Annotated in this window: 18 protein-coding genes; 5 read left to right on the top strand and 13 right to left on the bottom strand. The window is 36.1% G+C overall.

Features of this window, described 5'->3' with window-relative positions:
• Positions 1-157: 157 nt before the first annotated feature.
• Entirely contained in the window at positions 158-1,162 is a 1,005-nt protein-coding gene (recA, locus tag ACIQ1E_RS09785) for a recombinase RecA (RefSeq protein WP_396171026.1), read from the top strand.
• A 197-nt stretch (positions 1,163-1,359) separates the two neighbouring features.
• On the opposite strand, the gene ACIQ1E_RS09790 is transcribed toward recA, so the two are convergent.
• The 9 genes from ACIQ1E_RS09790 to ACIQ1E_RS09830 all read right to left on the bottom strand — a co-directional run bounded on the left by ACIQ1E_RS09790 (position 1,360) and on the right by ACIQ1E_RS09830 (position 9,572).
• On the bottom strand, positions 1,360-2,109 hold the full coding sequence (locus ACIQ1E_RS09790; protein WP_396170993.1) for a lysophospholipid acyltransferase family protein: 750 nt from the start codon (positions 2,107-2,109) through the stop codon (positions 1,360-1,362).
• A gap of 131 nt (positions 2,110-2,240) precedes the next feature.
• The gene (locus tag ACIQ1E_RS09795) at positions 2,241-2,627 is read right to left on the bottom strand and encodes a hypothetical protein (RefSeq protein ID WP_396170995.1); all 387 of its coding nucleotides are present in this window, start codon (positions 2,625-2,627) and stop codon (positions 2,241-2,243) included.
• A gap of 133 nt (positions 2,628-2,760) precedes the next feature.
• Positions 2,761-3,171 carry a BrxA/BrxB family bacilliredoxin gene (locus tag ACIQ1E_RS09800; protein WP_396170997.1) on the bottom strand — a complete coding sequence of 137 codons (411 nt, stop codon included), beginning with the start codon at positions 3,169-3,171 and terminating at the stop codon, positions 2,761-2,763.
• Between the two features lie 193 nt (positions 3,172-3,364).
• Positions 3,365-5,416: a TonB-dependent receptor plug domain-containing protein gene (locus ACIQ1E_RS09805; RefSeq protein ID WP_396170999.1), complete on the bottom strand. Its 2,052-nt coding sequence runs from the start codon at positions 5,414-5,416 to the stop codon at positions 3,365-3,367.
• A 138-nt stretch (positions 5,417-5,554) separates the two neighbouring features.
• Positions 5,555-6,793, bottom strand: a complete 1,239-nt coding sequence (locus tag ACIQ1E_RS09810) for a GTP-binding protein (protein WP_396171001.1) — start codon at positions 6,791-6,793, stop codon at positions 5,555-5,557.
• 64 nt (positions 6,794-6,857) lie between these two features.
• Complete coding sequence (locus ACIQ1E_RS09815; RefSeq protein WP_396171003.1) at positions 6,858-8,069, bottom strand: hypothetical protein; 1,212 nt, start codon at positions 8,067-8,069, stop codon at positions 6,858-6,860.
• A gap of 38 nt (positions 8,070-8,107) precedes the next feature.
• Positions 8,108-8,683, bottom strand: coding sequence for a type 1 periplasmic binding fold superfamily protein (locus tag ACIQ1E_RS09820; RefSeq protein ID WP_396171005.1), 576 nt, complete (start codon positions 8,681-8,683; stop codon positions 8,108-8,110).
• A gap of 251 nt (positions 8,684-8,934) precedes the next feature.
• Entirely contained in the window at positions 8,935-9,216 is a 282-nt protein-coding gene (locus ACIQ1E_RS09825) for a 6-carboxytetrahydropterin synthase (RefSeq protein WP_396171007.1), read from the bottom strand.
• A gap of 5 nt (positions 9,217-9,221) precedes the next feature.
• Entirely contained in the window at positions 9,222-9,572 is a 351-nt protein-coding gene (locus ACIQ1E_RS09830) for a MerC family mercury resistance protein (RefSeq protein ID WP_396171009.1), read from the bottom strand.
• A gap of 90 nt (positions 9,573-9,662) precedes the next feature.
• On the opposite strand from ACIQ1E_RS09830, the gene ACIQ1E_RS09835 reads away from it, so the two are divergent.
• The 3 genes from ACIQ1E_RS09835 to ACIQ1E_RS09845 all read left to right on the top strand — a co-directional run bounded on the left by ACIQ1E_RS09835 (position 9,663) and on the right by ACIQ1E_RS09845 (position 12,834).
• Positions 9,663-10,046: a Fur family transcriptional regulator gene (locus ACIQ1E_RS09835; RefSeq protein WP_396171010.1), complete on the top strand. Its 384-nt coding sequence runs from the start codon at positions 9,663-9,665 to the stop codon at positions 10,044-10,046.
• Between the two features lie 83 nt (positions 10,047-10,129).
• Entirely contained in the window at positions 10,130-12,001 is a 1,872-nt protein-coding gene (locus ACIQ1E_RS09840; protein ID WP_396171012.1) for an Nramp family divalent metal transporter, read from the top strand.
• Between the two features lie 179 nt (positions 12,002-12,180).
• Positions 12,181-12,834: a metal-dependent transcriptional regulator gene (locus ACIQ1E_RS09845; protein ID WP_396171014.1), complete on the top strand. Its 654-nt coding sequence runs from the start codon at positions 12,181-12,183 to the stop codon at positions 12,832-12,834.
• A 125-nt stretch (positions 12,835-12,959) separates the two neighbouring features.
• Here the strand turns inward: ACIQ1E_RS09845 and feoB are convergent, their stop codons facing one another.
• The 3 genes from feoB to ACIQ1E_RS09860 form a co-directional block, all read right to left on the bottom strand.
• Complete coding sequence (feoB, locus tag ACIQ1E_RS09850) at positions 12,960-15,062, bottom strand: ferrous iron transport protein B (protein WP_396171016.1); 2,103 nt, start codon at positions 15,060-15,062, stop codon at positions 12,960-12,962.
• Positions 15,063-15,071: 9 nt separating this feature from the next.
• Positions 15,072-15,302 carry a ferrous iron transport protein A gene (locus ACIQ1E_RS09855; protein WP_396171018.1) on the bottom strand — a complete coding sequence of 77 codons (231 nt, stop codon included), beginning with the start codon at positions 15,300-15,302 and terminating at the stop codon, positions 15,072-15,074.
• A 276-nt stretch (positions 15,303-15,578) separates the two neighbouring features.
• Positions 15,579-16,250 (bottom strand): SCO family protein, encoded by a 672-nt coding sequence (locus tag ACIQ1E_RS09860; protein WP_396171020.1) that lies wholly within the window; start codon positions 16,248-16,250, stop codon positions 15,579-15,581.
• A gap of 130 nt (positions 16,251-16,380) precedes the next feature.
• On the opposite strand from ACIQ1E_RS09860, the gene ACIQ1E_RS09865 reads away from it, so the two are divergent.
• Positions 16,381-18,444 (top strand): M13 family metallopeptidase, encoded by a 2,064-nt coding sequence (locus tag ACIQ1E_RS09865; RefSeq protein WP_396171022.1) that lies wholly within the window; start codon positions 16,381-16,383, stop codon positions 18,442-18,444.
• 54 nt (positions 18,445-18,498) lie between these two features.
• Here ACIQ1E_RS09865 and ACIQ1E_RS09870 read toward each other — a convergent pair whose 3' ends face one another.
• On the bottom strand, positions 18,499-20,445 hold the full coding sequence (locus ACIQ1E_RS09870; RefSeq protein ID WP_396171024.1) for an alpha/beta fold hydrolase: 1,947 nt from the start codon (positions 20,443-20,445) through the stop codon (positions 18,499-18,501).
• Positions 20,446-21,109 lie beyond the last annotated feature (664 nt).

The raw sequence follows: 21,109 nt of genomic DNA on the forward strand, positions 1-21,109 counted from the left end.
AGATACAATAGAAGGTCAAATATGGGGACAATCTTCGATGTGTTAATGAAAAAGATGGTGAAATTTGAATAAATATCAATAAAATCAATAGATAACAAGGGTGCTCTAAGCGCCTATACCTAAAAGACAAATAGTATAAACATAGATGAAAGAAAAGATGAGTTCAGAGAAAGAAGCCAAATTAAAAGCACTACAGCTTACACTTGACAAATTAGATAAAACCTACGGAAAAGGAACCGTGATGAAAATGGGCGACAAAGCCATCGAAGAAGTCGAAACTATTTCTTCTGGATCTTTGGGAATCGATTTGGCCCTGGGAGTTGGCGGTTATCCAAGAGGAAGAGTGATCGAAATATACGGTCCAGAGTCTTCGGGAAAAACAACTTTGACTTTGCACGCTATCGCCGAAGCTCAAAAAGCAGGCGGAATCGCTGCTTTCATAGATGCAGAACACGCTTTCGACAGAAATTATGCTGAAAAATTAGGTGTTGATATCGAAAACTTAATCATATCTCAACCTGATAACGGGGAACAAGCTTTGGAAATTGCCGAGAACTTAATTCGTTCTGGCGCCATTGATATTGTAGTAATTGACTCTGTTGCTGCTTTGACTCCAAAAAGTGAAATCGAAGGCGAAATGGGAGATTCTAAAATGGGTCTTCACGCTCGTTTGATGTCGCAAGCCTTGAGAAAACTAACAGGAACTATCAGCAAAACACACTGTACGGTTTTCTTCATCAACCAGTTGAGAGAGAAAATTGGGGTTATGTTCGGGAATCCTGAAACAACAACAGGTGGAAATGCATTGAAGTTTTACGCTTCGGTTCGTTTGGATATTCGTCGTTCGACACAAATCAAAGATGGTGAAAACGTATTGGGTAACAGAACCAAAGTGAAAGTGGTGAAAAACAAAGTCGCTCCACCTTTCAAAACTGCCGAATTTGATATTATGTACGGCGAAGGAATTTCGAAAACAGGTGAAATCTTAGACTTAGCCGTTGAATTTGAAATCATTAAAAAAGCGGGTTCTTGGTTCAGTTATGGTGATACTAAATTAGGACAAGGTCGCGATGCGGTAAAAGCCTTAATCAAAGACAATCCAGAATTAGCCGACGAATTAGAAGCTAAAATCAAAGCTTTGATAAAAGAAAATAATGCTTAAAAGTAAATTAGAGTCTCCAATGTGAGTCTCTTTTTTTTAAATGTCTATCCGTTAATGGTGTCTATTTTGAAAATGGCACACAGATAAAACGGATTTGAATCGATAAACACGGATTATTATTTTAAATCAGAGGCCATCTGTCTAATCTGTGTCATCTGCGTGCATTATTTGGATAATAGTCCGCAGTAATATTTTTATTATTGTTTTTCCTTCTGAAAATCCAGCAATTGTTTGTGGATTATTTGCCAAGATTGTTCTTTTAAATCGTTCTTGTCGTTCATTGTTTTCCCTTCAGTTTCGATGAAAGAATGAATTTTTACCCTCATCAAACCGGGGCTTCCGCTGAAAAAGTTAAAAGAAAAACGTTCCTTGTTGTCTCCGAAAGTCATTGGGACAATAGGTAATTGATGATCAATGGCCAAGCGAAACGCGCCGTCTTTAAAAGGATCTAAAATGACATTTTTATCATCGGTTACGCCACCTTCTGGAAAAATACAAATGCTGAGCCCTTGATTGATTCTTTTTTGAGCCCGCTCAAAAACGCCGTGTTTGCTTTTTGAATTGGATCTGTCCACCAAAATACAAGTCCGTTTGTAGAAAAATCCGAAAAGTGGAATTTTTACCAATTCTTTCTTCCCTACAAAAACAAATGGCTTTCTAACGGTGGCAAGCATCAACATTATATCAGTCATCGATGTATGGTTGGCAATGAGCATATAGCTTTGCTTATCGTCAAATTCTTGTTCTCGCTCAACTTTGTAATAGAATCCCATTCCGAAAAGAATAACTCTAGCCCAGATTCTCGCCATTTTGAAGAAATATGGATAGCCACTCTCGGTTAAAATTGACAACACCAAAAAGGGGAACATAATCAAAATAGGAATGGCCATTAAAACATAAAACCAAACCCGCCAAAACACCCAAAAAATAATTTTTATTCCTCTCATAGTTTTCAAAAGTAAGGAAAAGTGTTTATGTCTAAACACAAAGCGTATAAAGTTTTTAGCAAAGTTCAAAAGGGGTTAAAGAAAAAAACCACGAGTAAACGTGGTTTTAGAGTAAATACAAATTATATTTTTTACTTGGTAATGGTACAAACGCCATTGACGCATTTGACTTCTGTTGGTGGAGAAACATACATGCAATCGGATATGGCGTTGGTTTGTATATTATACAATTCATCCATTTCGTTGTACTCTTTGACCATTTTTTGAAGCTTGCTTTGGTCTATTTTATTTGAAAAAAGTAAATAGGATTTAGGACCTCCGCAAGGTTTTGACCCAAAAGCAATAAATCCACAACCCACACTTTCTGAACAGCTAAAACCGTTAATGTAGTTTTGAATCTCCTGTTTTTTAGTTTCTAATTGTGCCACGGTGATGAGGTCATCGGATTCATTTGAATCTGTGCATTGAAAGCTTTGCAATACAATAGCAAGCACTACTATTTTAAAAAACCACTTCATAATCGATTAATTCCAGTTGTTTAACCTTGTAAAATTAAAAAAAATACCGCAAATTCACAAATTATAGATTTCAAAAAATTTGAAACAATTTACGAATTTGCGGTAAAATGAAATTTAACCTAGTATGTGTTTTTTAGCAAAACTCGTTGAAAGCGTCTTTCAAGTTGTCAGCAATCAATTCGGCAGCGCGGCCTTCGATATGGTGACGTTCTAGCATATGAACTAATTCGCCGTCTTTGAACAAGGCAATGCTTGGTGAAGATGGAGGAAAAGGGAACATATGTTTTCTAGCAGCATCTACTGCTTCTTTATCGACACCTGCAAACACAGTAACCAAATGGTCTGGTTTTTTAGAATTATCTAAGCTCATTGCTGATCCTGGACGTGCATTTCTTGCAGCACATCCACAAACCGAATTAACTACTACTAAAGTTGTTCCTTCTGCTTTTATTGCGTCGTCTACTGCTGCAGCACTGTGTAAATCTTGAAAACCAACGGAAGTTAATTCAGCTTGCATTGGTAATACCATTTCTTCTGGATACATATTTTTTATATTTTAAGATTAATGTTTGAAAGTTGCAAAGTTACAAAGTTTCAAATCAAGATGTAAGATAGAATTATAAAGTTTTGTTATAGTTTGATAAGTTTCTCTCTCTTGAATTCCTAGAAACTTTTGCAATTTTGTAGGTCGAAAAGATGCTTTTCTAATTCGTTGGTGAACTATCTTTTAATTCAAATTATCTCAAAGTATCACGCAAGCCTAAGAAAAAACGAATTCCCTGGTTTGGCGCATAAGCATAAGTGGGGTCGAAAGTAAGTCCGTAAGGGTTGTCGGCAGTAGGAATGGCGCTTCCGTTGGCATTAAATTGTACGTTTTTATCAAAAGGATCATTAGCACGTGCTATCAAAAAGGGATTTCCACGATTAGGGGTCCAATTAAAGATGTTTTTTACACCAGCATATATCTCGATATTTTTTAATTTCTTATATGTAAATTGTATATTCTGAATCGTAAACGGTAGAGAAAATTCACGTCTAGGATCTAATTCACTTAATAATGGTAAACGCATCGACCCTGTGAGATTTCCGGTGTAGTCAATAGTTAGAAACCAATTAGGAATTTCATAATTTACAGCCCAATTCAAAGAATATTTTTCGGTAAATAAAGGTATAAAGCGAATTTCATCTTGTACTGTAAGCGGGTCAAAATAGCTTGCGCCAAGAGTAGCTTTTAGTCCAAACGGAGAGATCCAATCGGCATTGGCACTTAGTCCAAAAATTTTGGAATAACCATTGAGATTATCATAGATTATTTTGTTAGGGTCAAGGTCATAATTGGCAAAAATTCTATTGGTAAAGTAGGTGTACCAAGAAGACAATTCGAGATTTACAACGCCAAGATTCTCTACATCATATTTTTTTAAATAATTCAAATTGAGATTATAGGAGGTTTCTGGCTTTAATTCATCGACGATTTCTACTTCTCTCGCTCCTGATAAGGCTTGATGATCTTCAGTAAATAGATTGACCACCCTAAAACCAGTGCCAAAATTCAATCGCAAAATGTCATTTGTTGTAGGTTTCCATTTTAGGGCAATTCTTGGCGTTAGAATCGAGCCGTGATTGGTATTGTAATCGTACCGACCGCCAAGAAGCAATCCTGTTTTCTCTGAAAATTGGATATCGTCTTGCGCAAATACACTGTATATTTTAGAATGGTCTGATGTTGCAGTCGCTGGTGTATTGTCGTCGTAAAATTGATAACGGAAAGCACTACCGAACAAGAGGGAATGATTTTGGATGTTTTTATCCCATAGCAATTGTCCAAATCCAATTTTTTGATTGGCCAGATACAACGAATTGCCATACACTGAATTTTGGTCGTGACCAATGAAAGAAAATTGCAAGTACATTTTTTCCTGTACGGGCAATTGGTATTTTGATAAAAACTCATATCGCGAAGTGTAAATACTTTCTCCATAAACCACATCGCCTCCTCGAAAGTTTTTGTTCCATTGTAATTCGCCACCCCAGCGGTCCTCATACAAATAGCGAGCTATGATACTAAACTCTTTTTCGGATTTGCGCTTGATGTTCCATTTACTGAAAAGGGAAACGCGATTTTGTTGCGCAATATCAGCAAAATTATCCTTGTTGTTATCGATTGGATTGTTGTAGTAGAAGTAGTTTATGCCAAAAAGAGCATCCACCTTTTTGGTAATTGAAGCTTTGTAGCCCAAATCGATGTTGTGTTCTAGCCAAGAAGTCGAAAATAGATCAGCAGTAAATCGCGGAGCCGTTTTCGTTGATTTGGTAATGATATTAATTAATCCGCCTACGGCCTCACTTCCGTACAAGGAGGAGGCTACTCCTTTAACTACTTCAATTCGATCGATTAGAGAGTTGGGAATTCCTGACAAACCATAAACTGTACCTAGGGCACTCACAATAGGCATACCATCTATAGTAACCATCGTGTAGGGCCCGTCAAGACCATTGATTCTAATATCTGCGGTACCACATACATTGCAATTATTTTGGGGACGCAAACCATTTACATTTTGTAAAGCATCTAGAATACTGGCAGTTGGGTTTTGTTTCAGGAAAGTTGCAGTTATAATCTCAACCGGAACAGAGGTTTCCAGTCTTTTTACCCCTTTTAATGTTCCAGATACGACTACTTCATCGAGATCAATTTCTTTTTTGTTTTTATCAAAAATGGTATCCTTGGTCTTTTGTGAAAAAGCAAATAGGGTACTGAAAAAAAGAAGCAGTAGTAATTTTTTCATTTTGAAAAATTAAATTTTTAGACAAAACTAAAAATAATATTTGATTAACAAAAATGTGAACAAATATTTAAAAAAAATCGACACATTATCATAAGGAACCGATTTTTTATGAAATAAAAATACTATTTTATGAGCTCATTAATCATTTAAAATAAAGGCCTCGCCATCAGGATTGAAAGCTCTCGGAACAGGAAATGGGTCTTTGTTAGAGAAAAATCCATCTTGTAAATCCATGATTTCGTCTGTAGTACAAAGACATTTTTCTAGTTGTTCACGCACTTCTTTTTCGTTCAAAGAAATGCCAATAAAAACTAATTCATTTAGTCTATCGCCGTATTCTAATGTCCAACGTTCTTCGATAATATCTTGATTTTCGACAAAATTGCCAAAAGTAATTCGTTCGCTAAACGGCATACTTGCCCACCAAACTCCTGCGCCTTCGGCCTTCATCGACCCACCAGCCTGACTCCAATTGATGGCTTGTTCTGGTCGGGATGCAATCCAAAACAGTCCTTTACTTCGAATAATCGTTGCCGGAAAATCTTGGGAAATATAATCCCAAAAGCGATACGGATGAAAAGGTCTTGGATCTCTAAACACAAAGGAGCTAATGCCATATTCTTCAGTTTCGGGTGTGTGAATTCCTTCTAGTTCTTGCATCCAACCTGCCGCAGTTTCGGCTACTTCGTAATCGAATAAACCAGTATTGATAATTTCATTTGGATTGACTTTACCCATTTCTGAGCAGACAATTTTGGCCAAAGGATTGAGTTTTTGGAGCGATGCTTTTAGAATTTCCAGTTTGCTTTCGGTTACTAAATCGGTTTTATTGAGGATAATAACATTGGCAAATTCTACTTGATCGACCAACAGATTTACAATGGTTCTATTGTCGTTTTCGATGTTGGTAGCCTTAATATCTTCAAGCGTTTGAGCTGAACCAAAATCTTTAAAAAAGTTGAAGGCATCCACCACGGTCACCATTGTGTCAATATAACTAAAACGTGATAAGTCAATATTCTCATCTTCGTTTACAAAAGTAAAAGTTTGCGCCACCGGAATGGGTTCGCTGATGCCAGTGCTTTCTATTAACAAATAATCGAAACGGTTTTCTTTGGCAAGTTTTTCAACTTCAATCATTAAATCTTCACGTAAAGTGCAGCAAATGCAACCATTACTCATTTCAACCAATTTTTCTTCGGTGCGCGACAAGGTATTTTCAGCTTTAACTAAATTAGCATCAATATTAACTTCGCTCATATCATTTACAATAACGGCGACTTTTAGGCCTTCTTTGTTATGTAAAATATGATTGAGTAAAGTAGTTTTTCCTGCGCCAAGAAATCCTGATAGTACGGTGACGGGCAGTTTTTTCATAGATTGTTACTTATAAAATGGGTAATTTAGAGTAGGGTTTATGCGCCCGTCTATTAATTAATTATTAGTGATCAACACTGTTTTCAAAGCCTAGTAGTGTCAATCGATAAGGTGTATTTGACACCTTTACTTTTTTATTATTAGAGGTATTCTTAATTAAGAATTGGGCGATTTCGCCACTAGACGGTTGAGTAATGTATACAAAACGGTTGGTAAACACCATTTGTGGTTTTTGTTTTGAATCCTTGGCCGTTGCGGGTATTAAATTAGTGGATTCTTTGCTAATAGCTAAAGTATTTAAATTATACGAAATGAAATTTCCTGAATGCAAAAGAATTCCAAGTTGATTTCCGTCGAAACTTGTTTTACACTGCATTATATCAGTGTTTTCTATAATAGGACTAACCGTTTTTTTAACAACATTAATCAAGTAAACTCCTTTAGTCGCAGCAAAGCCAATAAAGTTCCCTTTGGTACTGGTTTCAAGAATTGTTCCAAACCAAACTGTGCCAAAGTTGGCTGGGTGAGGGATCAATTCTTGTGTGCCGTTGCTTTGAACCACCAAAATTCCACTTGCTGAACCAAATACAGCATAGGTTCCGTCAGTCGCATTACCATGTATGCCTTTAGTTGCAATTGTAGACGCATAGAGCTCTTTTCCAGTTCTGTCTATAATTTTTACTCGTTCAGGCAATACTCCTGGTATTGAATTGTCTTTTTCTGTTATTGCATAGTTACCATTGCTAAAAGTAGCCATTGCCCCATGATGTGCTTTTAACCCTGCATTTATTATTGTCATTTTTGCACCTGGAGTGTGTACATCCGATTCTTTCCCAACGGATAATGTTCCATCTCCGTCATTAAAAGTCATGATTTCGCCAATTTTACTTTTGAAATGTGTTGGTTTAGCTGAGGTCGAAGTCATTGCTCCAAATTTTGGCGTCCCTTTTACATCGACATGGTCACCGTGGAATTCTAATCCAGTATCAAAAGTTTCGGTATAATCAAATTCACGATGGATAATTGCGCCTAGTCGACCAGACTCTGAGGTATAAAGTGCAGATTTTGGATGTTTTGCTTCAAAACTGCTAGTTGAGTTTGAAAAAGGATTGAATAGTGTTAACGCTGTGGTGTTTTCATCAGAAACTAATAACCTAATGTATTTATACTCGTTTAATGTTTCATCAACCTTGTCGGTGTCTTCATCATTACTACAAGATAATACAGCAGTTGCAGTGGTTAATACTAGAAATAATCGGGTAAACTTGTTTTTCATGGTTTAAAAGGTTATGGTTTATGATTGTTGAATAATGTTTATTGAACAGTTATAGGGAAATCAACTTGAACATCTGTTGCTCCTCCAGCGTTTTTTATATTTCCTGAAGCTACTTCAGGGGCGTTTTTATTTGGCCCATGTCGCAATGTTAGTCTCAAAATACCACTAGCCGCTCCATCGGTTTTAAATACAGATTGTAAACCTATTGGTTTCCCATTTTGATCATAATTGGTTTTATTTGTAGCATAAGCTAAAGGATTTAAATTGCCAGTTACTTGATAAAAAAGTTGGTGTTCTAGTGCTTCATCTAGGATTTCTGGGGTGATATCTTGCGCAGGGGATAGTAGTTCGTTTTTGAATGTGACAGACCCAAGGTATGTTTTCTTTTGCTGGAAAGGGGAAGTGGTAATTATTGGGCTGTTGGCTCCTTCGCCATCTAAGTCTTTAAATTCTAAAACAACGTCAGAACCACCATTTTGCGATTTAAAAACTGCAGTAACGGTAGTGATGTATTCTACTTCGTTAACAGGAGTAATTTCTGTGTTATCATTTGTGCAGCTAGATAATACAATTGATAATAATACAATTGATTTTTTTACAGTTTTGGTAGTCATTCTACAAATAGTTGAAATTTATTTAACAATCAAATTAATGCAATAAAGTTGCAAATATAATTATTTTTTTTTAATAATGCAATATTGTTGCGTTATTAAAACATTAACGAAAAAATTCGAATCCGTCACTCCCCAGCTTCCACATAATTATTATTAGTTTAATAAAGTACTATTGCTAATATATTTTCTTGCGCTAGCAATGGTTTTAAACTCCCATATATTATCCAAGCAAAATCTTCATTACAAGGGATTTAATCTTCGAATTCAGGGCAATCATGGTTGAGGTTTTTATGGTCAAAACGAGATTCGATTTCATCTCTTATGATCGTTCCCAAAACTTTCATATCCATCACATAACCTGTCTCGGGATCAATCGCGCCAGTGATTTTTACAATTTGCCTAAAGTTATGGTCGTGATAATTGGCATTATTGTAAATTCCAAAAACCTCCTTGTTTTTCTGTTCAGACCAATTGGGATTGTGTGCTCTGTGGCAGGCATTGAAATGAGCTTCTCTGCAAATGGTGGTTTTCATTTCAATTATAACTTCGAATGAACTTTGTAGTTTAAAATATGTCCGATTATCATTCCTATACCGCCAATGAGCACCATTGCAGTATCGATTTGCCAAACTACTTCTAAAACAACTCCACCTAGCACTATTGCGAGGGAAACCGACAAAATAATTTTTACTTTTTTTGACGCTTCAGAATGAAGTATTTTCGATACGACAAACATTCCGATACAAACAAAAAAGACGTCAATCCAATGGTTTTCTGCGAGACCTAATGGGATAACAGTTAGTATGGGAAATAGGAGGCAATGAGCTAAACATAAGCTAGCTGCCGAAATACCTAGGATGTCTAAAATTGCTATTGATTTTTTCTTCATTTTAATGTACATTTGTTTAATGCAATTGTGTTGCAAATATACATTGTAATTTAATAAACGCAACTATGTTGCGTTATAATTTGGTTTTTTATGAAAACAACTCGAAATACAGCAGCCAAAACCGCGATCTTAGAACTTATAACCCAATCTGAGGTAGCATTGTCGCATATAGAAATTCAAAAAGTGACCGATGGTTTGTGCGACAGAGTAACGATTTATAGAGTGTTAGACCGCCTAGTTAGTGAAGATGTGATTCACAAGATCGCTACCCCAGACGGAACTGTTAAATATGCCAGTTGCCATCATAATCACGATGAAAAGAAGCACATTCACAATCACATTCATTTCAGTTGTGAAAATTGCCATTCTGTTACTTGTTTGGATTCAATTCAGCCTGTTTTTGCTATACCTGATAGTTATTTGGTGAAAGAAATAAATTTTACACTTTCTGGTTTGTGTCCCAAATGCCAGTAATTTGTAATTTTTAGGCTTCTCTAAAAAATTTATTACTCACACGAAATATTTTGTATATATTTGTTTTTAAATAGCTTTAAGTTATGAGTAAATCTTTAGAAGAAGTAAACCAATCGGTAGCGACACAGAATAAGACTTCGACTTTTAGAAAAATTCTTGCCTTTTTTGGCCCTGCTTATTTAATTTCTGTGGGCTATATGGATCCCGGAAACTGGGCGACTGATATTGCAGGCGGAAGCCAGTTTGGGTATGCTTTGTTGTGGGTTTTACTGATGAGTAATATGATGGCTTTGCTTTTGCAAAGTCTAAGTGCTCGATTAGGGATTGTAACCCAGCGCGATTTAGCGCAAGCATCGCGCGAAACCTATTCCCCTTTTATCAATTATATTCTTTATTTTTTGGCCGAAATTGCTATTGCAGCCTGCGACCTTGCTGAGGTTTTGGGAATGGCTATTGGTATCAATTTGTTGTTCGATATTCCGCTAATTGATGCTGTTTGGATTACCGTTTTAGATACTTTTTTATTGCTTTTCCTCATTAACAAAGGCATCCGAAAAATGGAAGCTTTTATTATTGTATTGGTTGCCATTATTGGAATTTCATTTATTTTCGAAATGCTATTTGCCCAACCCGAAATGGGGAAAGTTATGCAAGGTTTAATTCCGTCGATGCCCAATTCCGCAGCGCTTTATATTGCGATTGGAATTATTGGAGCCACTGTGATGCCACACAATTTATATCTACATTCATCTTTGGTACAAACCCGAAAATTCGACCGAAGCGCTGCTGGAATCAAACAAGCTTTAAAATACAATTTGATTGATAGTACGATTGCTTTAAACTTAGCTTTTTTTGTAAATGCAGCAATTTTGATATTGGCGGCAGCCACTTTCTATAAAAACGGAATGTTTGAAGTTGCCGAAATTCAGGATGCACATCAGTTTTTGGCACCAATTTTAGGTACCCAATGGGCGCCTATATTGTTTGCTGTCGCCTTGATTGCTGCCGGACAAAGCTCTACCATTACGGGGACTTTGGCCGGACAAATCGTGATGGAAGGCTATCTTAATTTAAGAATCCAACCTTGGGTTCGAAGAATAGTAACCCGATTGATTGCAATTGTTCCTGCCGTGATTGTTATTTCTATTTTCGGCGAAAGTGTAACAGGAAAACTTTTGATTTTAAGTCAGGTTATTTTGAGTTTACAGCTAGGATTTGCAATTATTCCGCTGATACATTTTGTGAGTGACAAGTCTAAAATGAAAGGTTTTCACATCAGTAAATTGACTCAAATTGGTTCTTGGATTGTGGCCTTGATTATCGTTTCACTCAATGTAAAATTAGTCTATAATGAAATTGTGGGCTGGCTCGAAACTTCTGAAAATCCAATTGTTTTATGGTTTACCGTAGTTCCATTGGCCATCGGATTTTTGATTTTGCTGCTTTATATTGTTTTTAAACCTTTTGTGACCAAGGCTAAGCAGGAGTTTCAAAATCATTCTCCTCATAATTTAAATCTTCAGTTTTCAAAAGTAGGAACTTACAACACAAAACGAATTGCTGTTACGGTAGATTTCTCAGAGGCTGATGAAATCGCAATCAACCATGCATTCGAATTGGGCGGAATGGGCGCCAAATACACCTTGATTCACGTGGTAGAAACTGTAGGAGCAATGGTTTACGGTAAAAACATCGAAGACCACGAAACCTTAATTGACGAAAAATTATTAGCAGAATACAAGGAAATGCTATCGCAAAAAGGATTTAAGGTAAAAACCAAATTAGGTTTTGGCAAACCCAATAATGTGATTCCAGCTATTATCAATAAAGGAAATTTCGATATTTTGGTAATGGGAACGCACGGCCACACTGGTTTCAAAGATTTGCTTTTTGGAACCACGGTCGACAAATTGCGTCACAAGATTTCGATTCCGCTGTTTATAGTAAAAATTTAATTTAACCACGAAGCACACCAAGAAGACACTAAGTTTACTAGGAGATTTTTTTGATATTCTTTTTATTGTATGATATAAATTAAGAAGCGAAAGCACGGAATCACTTAGTAAAGTAACGCAATGACAATTGTTCAACATTTTGTACTTCTAACCTCGTACTTCTAACCTTTTGCCTAAAAATGACTTTTTCAGAAGAGAATTATTTAAAAGCGATTTATCATCTCACCAGTGTTACTGACTATGAAGTGAGTACAAATGCTATTGCCGAAATGATGGAGACCAAAGCTTCGTCTGTGACCGATATGATGAAGAAATTGGGTGAAAAAGGCTTGGTGAATTACAAAAAATACCAAGGTGTTTCTTTGACCGACAAAGGGCGACTTTCTGCAAAGATGATCGTTCGAAAACACCGTTTGTGGGAAGTTTTTTTGGTTGAAAAGTTAAATTTTTCGTGGGATGAGGTACATGATATTGCCGAACAACTAGAGCATATCAAATCGGAAAAGCTGATTAATAAATTGGATGATTTTCTGGGCAATCCAACCGAAGATCCTCACGGAGACCCGATTCCTGATGCGCAGGGAAAAATTGCCAATACGGACAAACAACTACTTTCGGAATTAGCAGAAAATCAGATAGGAATTTGCGTAGGTGTCAAAGATTCTTCGGCTGAATTTTTGAAATATTTAGACAAACAAGCCATTTCCCTAGGTTCTAAATTTGAAATTATTTCAAAAGAACGTTTTGATTTATCTATAAAGATTAGGGTAAATGGAACGGAACTTACGATTTCGAATAAAATAGCAAGCAATCTTTTTGTGAAAAGGGATTAGTGACAATTGCAGTCGTCACCGCAGTTTTTATTAGTTTTTTTCTTTTTGTAAAAGAATTTTTTAACCAAAAATGCTACGGCGATTCCTAAAGTTAAGTATGTTAAAAAGTCTTGAATCATAGATTCTTATTTTAAAAATTGATAAGCAATTAAAGCGACCACATAAGCAAAACTACTCATAAAAACCAATTGTCCTAGTGGCCATTTCCAACTGTTGGTTTCTTTTTTTGTTACAGCCAAAGTACTAATACATTGCAACGCGAAAGCATAAAAAAGCAATAACGAAATTCCAGAAGCAAAATTAAATATTTTTTGACCCGTTTCAGCATTGGTTTCCGTTGCCATTTTGTTACGGATTGTATTTTCATTATCGCTGCCGCCAACGCTGTAAATCGTAGCCAAGGTTCCTACAAAAACCTCTCTTGCTGCAAACGAACTGATGATAGCAATACCAATTTTCCAATCGTATCCTAAAGGTGAAATTGCAGGCTCAATAGTTTTTCCCATCATCCCAATATAGGAATTCTCTAATTTATAGGCAGCTACTTTGTTTTCTAGTTCAATTTCTGAAAGGCTTGCATTCTCTTTCTCGGAATGGATAATTTTATCGGCCTCCCTAAACTTTTTTGTTGGCCCATTCGATGCTAAAAACCATAATATTACTGAAATGGCTAGAATTATTTTTCCTGCACCAAAAACAAAAGCTTTGGTTTTTTCAACAACGGTGATCATAACATTTTTGATCATCGGTAACTTGTAATTGGGCATTTCGACCACAAAGAAAGTCTTGCAATTGAGCTCTAGTACTTTATTGAGAATGTAAGCAGATAGAATGGCCATTAAAAAACCAAGTAAGTATAACAGCATTAAGGTTAATCCTTGCAAATTAAAAACGCCTAAGAAGTATTCATCTGGAATTACTAATCCAATAATGATGGCGTAAACGGGCAGTCGTGCTGAGCAAGTGGTAAATGGAGTGACCAAAATGGTAATCAACCGTTCTTTCCAGTTTTCGATATTTCGAGTAGCCATAATTGCCGGGATGGCACACGCAGTTCCTGAAATTAGCGGCACAACACTTTTGCCCGAAAGGCCAAATCTGCGCATAATTTTATCCATCAAAAAAACCACACGACTCATATAACCACTTTCTTCCAGAATTGAAATGAACAAGAATAGAAAAGTGATTTGGGGTATAAACATCAAAATCCCACCAATTCCCGGGATAATTCCTTGTGCAATCAAATTGGTAAAAGCGCCTGGAGGTAAATTTTCGCTGGCTAGGCTGCTTAATTTGGCAAAAGTTAGGTCAATAAAGTCCATCGGAATTTTTGACCATTCGAAGATAGATTGAAAAATCCCGAATAGGACAACAAAAAATATCAGATAACCCCAAAATTTATGCGTGAGCACCCGGTCGAGTTTGCTCCTGAAATCAGTCGCAGCCGAGGAATCTACTTTATGACCGATTTTTAAAGTGTTATTTATAAATTGATACCGCTTGATGGTTTCTTTTTGTTGCAGTTTTTTTAACTCAGACGCAGTTTTTGTAAACGAATGGTTTTCAAGTGTTTTTCTGTTTAAATCTGCAAAATTCACATCCTGAGTTATTACTAACCAAAGTTTGTACAAAGATTGATTCGGAAACGTTTTTCTAAGAGAATTGAAATACGCATCATCAATAGAAGAGGCGTTCAGACAAGGTTCAGTCGAAATGGTTTTGTATGTTGTAATTAATGCTTTTAATGCATCAATCCCAATATTTTTTCGGGAACTTACTAGTGCTATTTTAGTTTTTAACTGTTCTTCAAGCAAGGGAATGTCCAGAGAGATTCCTTTGAGTTGCATTCGGTCAATCATATTGATGACTAGAATGGTTGGGATTTCCAAGTCTTTTATTTGGGTAAAAAGGAGTAAATTTCGTTTCAAATTCTCTACTTCAGAAACCACAACAATCACATCGGGAAAGAGTTTGTCTTTTTTGTTGAGCAAAAGTTCAATGACCACACTTTCGTCGGCTGAACTAGCATTCAAACTATAAGTTCCGGGCAAGTCGATGACGTTAGCATTGATATTATTAGGTAATTTGCAAAAACCAACTTTCTTTTCGACCGTAATTCCGGGATAATTGCCCACTTGTTGGTTCAAACCCGTAAGCTGGTTGAAAACGGAAGTTTTTCCGGTATTCGGATTTCCAATTAAGGCGACATTGATATTTTGCTTGCTCATTTTGTGTTATTATTTAAAGATATCCACTTCAATTTCACGAGCAGTTTCTATACGGATGGCAAGGTGCGAGCCATTTATATCTAAATACAAAGGATCTCCAAAAGGAGCAATTTGAATTAATTCGACAGCATTGCCAGGCAAGCAACCCATTTCTAGTAATTTTAATGGGATGACATCAGCATCAAAATCTTTGATAATGGCCTTTTGTCCTTTTTTCAAACTGGCAATCGTAGTTTTCAAATTCTTATTTAGATTGATTTTAGATTGCAAAAGTAAAGCAAAAATTAGAATATATAATGACAAATATCATACGGTATTCGCTTTTAAATTTTTTTAGCCACGAATTGCACTAATTTGCACTAATTCAAAAATAATGAAAAAAAATAACACTAATTTTTCTCTGATATTTACTAAATTTGTGTAATTTAAGCACGATAAAATTCGTGTTTATTCGTGAAATTTGTGGCTCCTTTTTTTCTTTTTTAAAAGCGAACGCCCTGCAAATATCAGGTTTGCTTATTTCTCGTCTTCTAAAAGCCAATTCAGGTCTGCGATCAAGCGCTGAATTTCTTCTTTTTTGGTGCCGTCATAAAAACCACGCACACGTTTTTTGGAGTCTACCAGCACAAAGTTTTCGGTGTGAACCATATCGTATTGCTCTTCGGGTTTTCCTTGTTTTACAGCCAAAAAGGATTTTCTTGCCAAAGTATAAATCGCTTTTTTATCACCAGTAACTAAGTTCCATTTGTAGGCATTCACTCCGTTTATTTTAGCATATTCTTTTAATACTGAAACGCTGTCTATGTCGGGCATCACAGTAAAGGATAATAACTTCACTTTTGGATTATCTATAAATGCTTTTTGAACCTCGACCAAATTCGTTGTCATTTTAGGGCAAATGGATTTGCAGGTGGTGAAGAAAAAATCGGCTACATAAATCTTGCCTTCGTAGTCTTTTTGAGTAATGGTTTTCCCGTTTTGATTGGTAAACGAAAAATCGGCAATAGTATGGTATTTGCTGATGTATTGCATCGTAGAATCTACCAATTCAGGATTTACATCCGATGGATTAAAAATGGGTAAGGATTTCTTAGGTTTTAAGGCGGTATAAAACAAGGAAATAGTAATAATGGAAAAGACCAATAAACCAGCAAAGAATTTACGATAGTGATAAAAAAAAGATTTCATGAAAATAATTTGCACAAAAATACCGAAATGGGCCATCTTTTAAAAAGCTAAACTATTTTTTTAACAAACGTTTAGATAATTGTTTGAATTTAATGAATAGATTTGTGTTAAGAACTTAAACACATAAAATATGAATTTTCATTTTAGAAAGCATTTCCAGATTATGATTCCTGTAATCATAGGATGTACCGCAATGAATGCACAAGACTCAAAGGTAAAACAAGAACCGGGGATCAACACCTCTTTTATGGATAAAAAGACACGCCCTAACGATGACTTTTTTAGATTTGTAAACGGCGCTTGGCTTGATAAAACCGAAATTCCTGCAGATAAAACTACTTGGGGTAGTTTTAATGAATTGCGTGAAAAAACAGATAAGGATGCTTTAGCAATTTTGGAAGAAGCTTCTAAAAATCCAAAATACAAATCCAATACCGACCAAGGCAAAGCCATAAATTTGTATAAAACCATTATGGATACAGTCGGTCGAAACAAGAATGGTATATCGCCTTTGAAACCGTATTTGGCCAAAATTAATGCTGTAAAGAACACCAAAGATTTACAAGCTTTAATGATAGAAATGGATGCCATCGGAGGGGTTGGCTTTTTCGGATTAGGTATTGGGCCTGACGCCAAGAACAGTAAAAGGAATGTTGTAAATCTTGGACCTGGAAGCGTAGGTTTGCCAGATAGAGATTATTACGTTTCTGAGGATAAGGATTCTAAAGAAAAGAGAGACAAATATGTGTTGCACGTGGCGAAAATGCTGCAGTTATTGGGAGAAAAACCAGCACAAGCAAAATCAGACGCCGATAAAATCTTAGCGTTAGAAATTGCAATGTCCAAACCAAGATTTGACAGAGTAGAGAGACGAGATAGAAGAAAGTCTTACAATCCGATGTCGATTGCTGATTTGCAAAAATTGACTCCAACAATTGATTGGAAAAACTATATGACACAAATTGGCTTGACCAAAGCCGATTCATTGATTGTTTCCCAGCCAAAATATATGACTGCTTTAGAAACTATTTTCAAGGAAAACAAAGTCGAAGATTGGAAAGCCTATATGCGTTGGACTTTGCTCAATAGATCATCCTCTAGATTGTCGACTTCAATTGAAACTGCCAATTGGGAATTTTATGGCAAAACATTGACAGGAGCTATTCAACAAAGACCACTTAAAGAGAACGCCTTGCAAGTAATCAATGGAGCTACAGGTGAAGCACTTGGGAAATTATATGTCGAGAAAAAATTTCCGCCAGAAGCTAAGGTGAAAGCCGAGAAAATGATCAAGAATGTTATTCTTGCCTTTGAAAACCGCATTAATAATTTGCCTTGGATGTCAGCTGAAACAAGAAAAAGTGCAATAGCAAAATTAAACAAATCACAAATAAAAATTGGGTATCCTGATAAATGGAAAGATTTTTCTGCATTGACCTTAAAAAGTCCAGAAGAAGGAGGTACTTTCTTCGAAAACTCATTAAATATTTCGCGTTGGAGAAATAAACAAGACATTGACAAATTGTACAAACCGGTAGATAAAACTGAATGGGGAATGTCGCCACAAACGGTGAATGCCTATTACAATCCTTCGTATAACGAAATTGTATTTCCAGCGGCTATTTTGCAACCACCTTTTTATAATTACCAAGCCGATGAAGCGGTAAATTATGGTGGAATAGGGGCTGTTATTGGCCACGAAATCTCTCACGGATTCGATGATTCGGGATCGCGTTATGATGCTGACGGAAACCTAAAAGATTGGTGGACACCTGAAGATCAAAAACAATTTGCAGCTTTGACAGGCGCATTGGCGGATCAGTACAGTGCTTTACAGCCTTTGCCAGGGACTTTCGTTGACGGAAAATTTACTCTAGGAGAAAACATTGGTGATTTGGGTGGCGTGAATGCCGCATACGATGGTTTGCAACTGTACTTGAAGGAAAATGGTAATCCAGGATTGATTGATGGTTACACTCCTGAACAACGTTTCTTTATTTCTTGGGCTACTGTATGGAGAACCAAAATGCGTGACGAAGCGATTAAGAATTTGGTTAAAACTGATCCTCATTCTCCAGGAATGTATCGTGCCTATGTACCTTTGCAGAACGTAGATTCCTTCTATAAAGCTTTTGACATTAGGGAAGGTGACGGAATGTACATTGCTTCTGAAAAGCGAGTGAAAATCTGGTAAATCTTAGTAGAACAAAAAAATTCCCAAGTGTGAGCTTGGGAATTTTTTTTAGAACTATTTCAACAAATACTCTTGCATAAATCGAATCACAGCTAATCTTTGATAATCGACATTGGCTTTTTTTCTAAAACCGTGACCTTCATCTTTTGCTTCAAGATACCAAACCACATTGCCATTGGCTTTTAGTTTGTCACGCATTTGTGTAGCTTCGGTAACTGGAACACGTGGATCGTTCGTGCCTTGAATAATAAACAATGGTTTTTTGATTTTGTCAATATTATTCAAAGGAGCCATTTTTTCGAAAAAAGCTGCCATTTCTGGAATTCTTTCGTCGCCATATTCCACACGTCGTAAATCTCTACGATATTCTTCGGTGTTTTTCAGGAAAGTATTAAAGTTGGAAATCCCAACAATATCAACAGAACATTTGATTTTATCTGCATAATGATAGGCTGTGGCCAAAGTCATATATCCGCCATAACTGCCACCCATAATCATAATTCTGTCTTTGTCTAATTCAGGTTGTTGCGCAATCCAATCCAGCAAAGCACCAATATCTTTAACGGAATCTTCTCTTAAAAAACCGTTGTCTTTGGCAATAAATGTTTTTCCAAAACCAGACGATCCACGAACATTGGGATAAATTAGTGCAACACCCATTTCATTCGTGTAATAATTGCTACTGCCCAAGAACGAAGCCATCGATTGCCCTTCGGGACCACCGTGAATATTGATTAATACGGGTCTTTTTCCAGTGAATTTTGCCGATGCGGGATAATAAAATCCGGATATTTTTAGATTGTCAAAACTTTTCCATTCGATGAATTTCGGAAGCGCCATATCTGATTGTTGCATTTCTCCCAATTCGCTTTCAGTCCAGCGTTCAATTACTCCTGTTTTAATAGTTAGCTTATAAACATCAGATGCGGTTTGTGCAGTCGATTGTGTGAAGAAGATGCTTTGATTGTCCTTGCTGAAACTAACACCACCAATAAGTCCGATAGGAATATTTTTAACAGCAGCATAAGATTTGTCTGCGGTGTTCATCAAATACATTTTGTTTACTCCAGCTTCATTGGTAACAAAAACAAGTGATTTTTTATCTTCTGATAAAGTGCCATTTTCAACATCCCATGGAATTTTCGATGTATGGTAACTTACTTTTTTAGTGGTTAAATTCATAGTGGCAAGGCGTCCGAATTCATTATCAGCATCGGTTACTAGCCATATTTCATCCTTTTTGTCCGAGAACGAAGCGCCTGCTTGAATAACCCCTTTTGACTTTCTATCGGTTACTTCGGATAACTTTCCAGAATCGGAGTCTAAAAGCCAAATATGGGATTCGTTGGCCGAAATATATTCACTAATTAATAGTTGTTTACCATCATCCGAAATATCCGATATTCCCCATCCGCCACCTTTTACCTCTAGAATGAGTTTGCTAGTCTTTGGGTCGTTTGGATTCATATAATAAAAATCACGGTCACCACCATTTCTTTTTGTGGAAGAATAGTAGAATCCTAGACCGTCTTTTCGCCAAGTGATTCCACCGTTTTGAGAGCGACCACCATCGGTCAATAATGTAGATTGAAGAGTCTTCAGATCGAGTTTGTACAATTGTCCGAATTCATTTCCTCCGACATCCTTCGAATACACTAAATAATCACCTTTAAGAGGTTCATAGGAGGCGCCACTGACAGGTTCATCAAAAAAAGTGATTTGAGTTCGTGCGCCCATTGGCTGAGTAATACGGTGCAATTGTGGGGTCGAACTAAAACGAGTGTTGATGATAATTTCGGTTTTTGTGGGATGAACTTCGACCAAAGATGCTCCACGAGCTTCAGAGTATTTTTTTACCTGAGAGGCGAGATCTTTGGGGATTTCAGCAATGTTTTGCGTGATGAGGTTTTCATTTGGGACAACACTGTTTTTTTTGTCTTGAGCAGAAATCACCAAGAACGAAAAAAGAACAGGAAACAATACAATTTTTTTTACAGTCATAATTTTGAATTTAAGGGTTAAAAAGAGATGCAATTGTCTAATGTGAGGAGATCCTTAAGGGAACATTCAGTAAATGTAATTATTTTTTTTCAAACATCAATTTGCCCTGTCGAAATAGCAATATTGTTTATAATAGAAGGAGATTAGCCTCAAAAGAACTGTTTTTTCTGATGAAATTTATAAGAATGGGGCCAAAAAAAGAAGGTTTATTGAGGGGATTTTATAATTTTTGTGAGTTTAATGGTTAAAAAACTAGCATATGTTGTTTGAATTTTTTGTTTTTTTTGATATTTGTGTATGTCTTTTAACTATTTTTAACTTTTGTAATAAATATTCAATTTTCATAATGGGCTCGAAGATACGCGAAGGATCTTTTGTGAGTAAAAAGAGACAAGCTATTTGAAGAACCACGAAAACACCCATTGCTTTTACTAGCATTATTTTTTATAATATATTGATTATGAAGTATAAAATAGTTTTAGTTTAAAAATATTACTAATAGATTTGCAACGGTAGCAATACCGTTGCACCAAAAATTAAATAGTCATTCCTTAAAAACAAATTAACAATCTGATTGTTAATAACTTGTGATAAAATAATATTAAAAAAGGCTCTGTTAAATTGCCAAAAAGTGTATATTTCGGTATAAAAAAGTGGCAATATG

This window comes from Flavobacterium sp., assembly GCF_044348915.1.
Lineage (GTDB): Bacteria > Bacteroidota > Bacteroidia > Flavobacteriales > Flavobacteriaceae > Flavobacterium.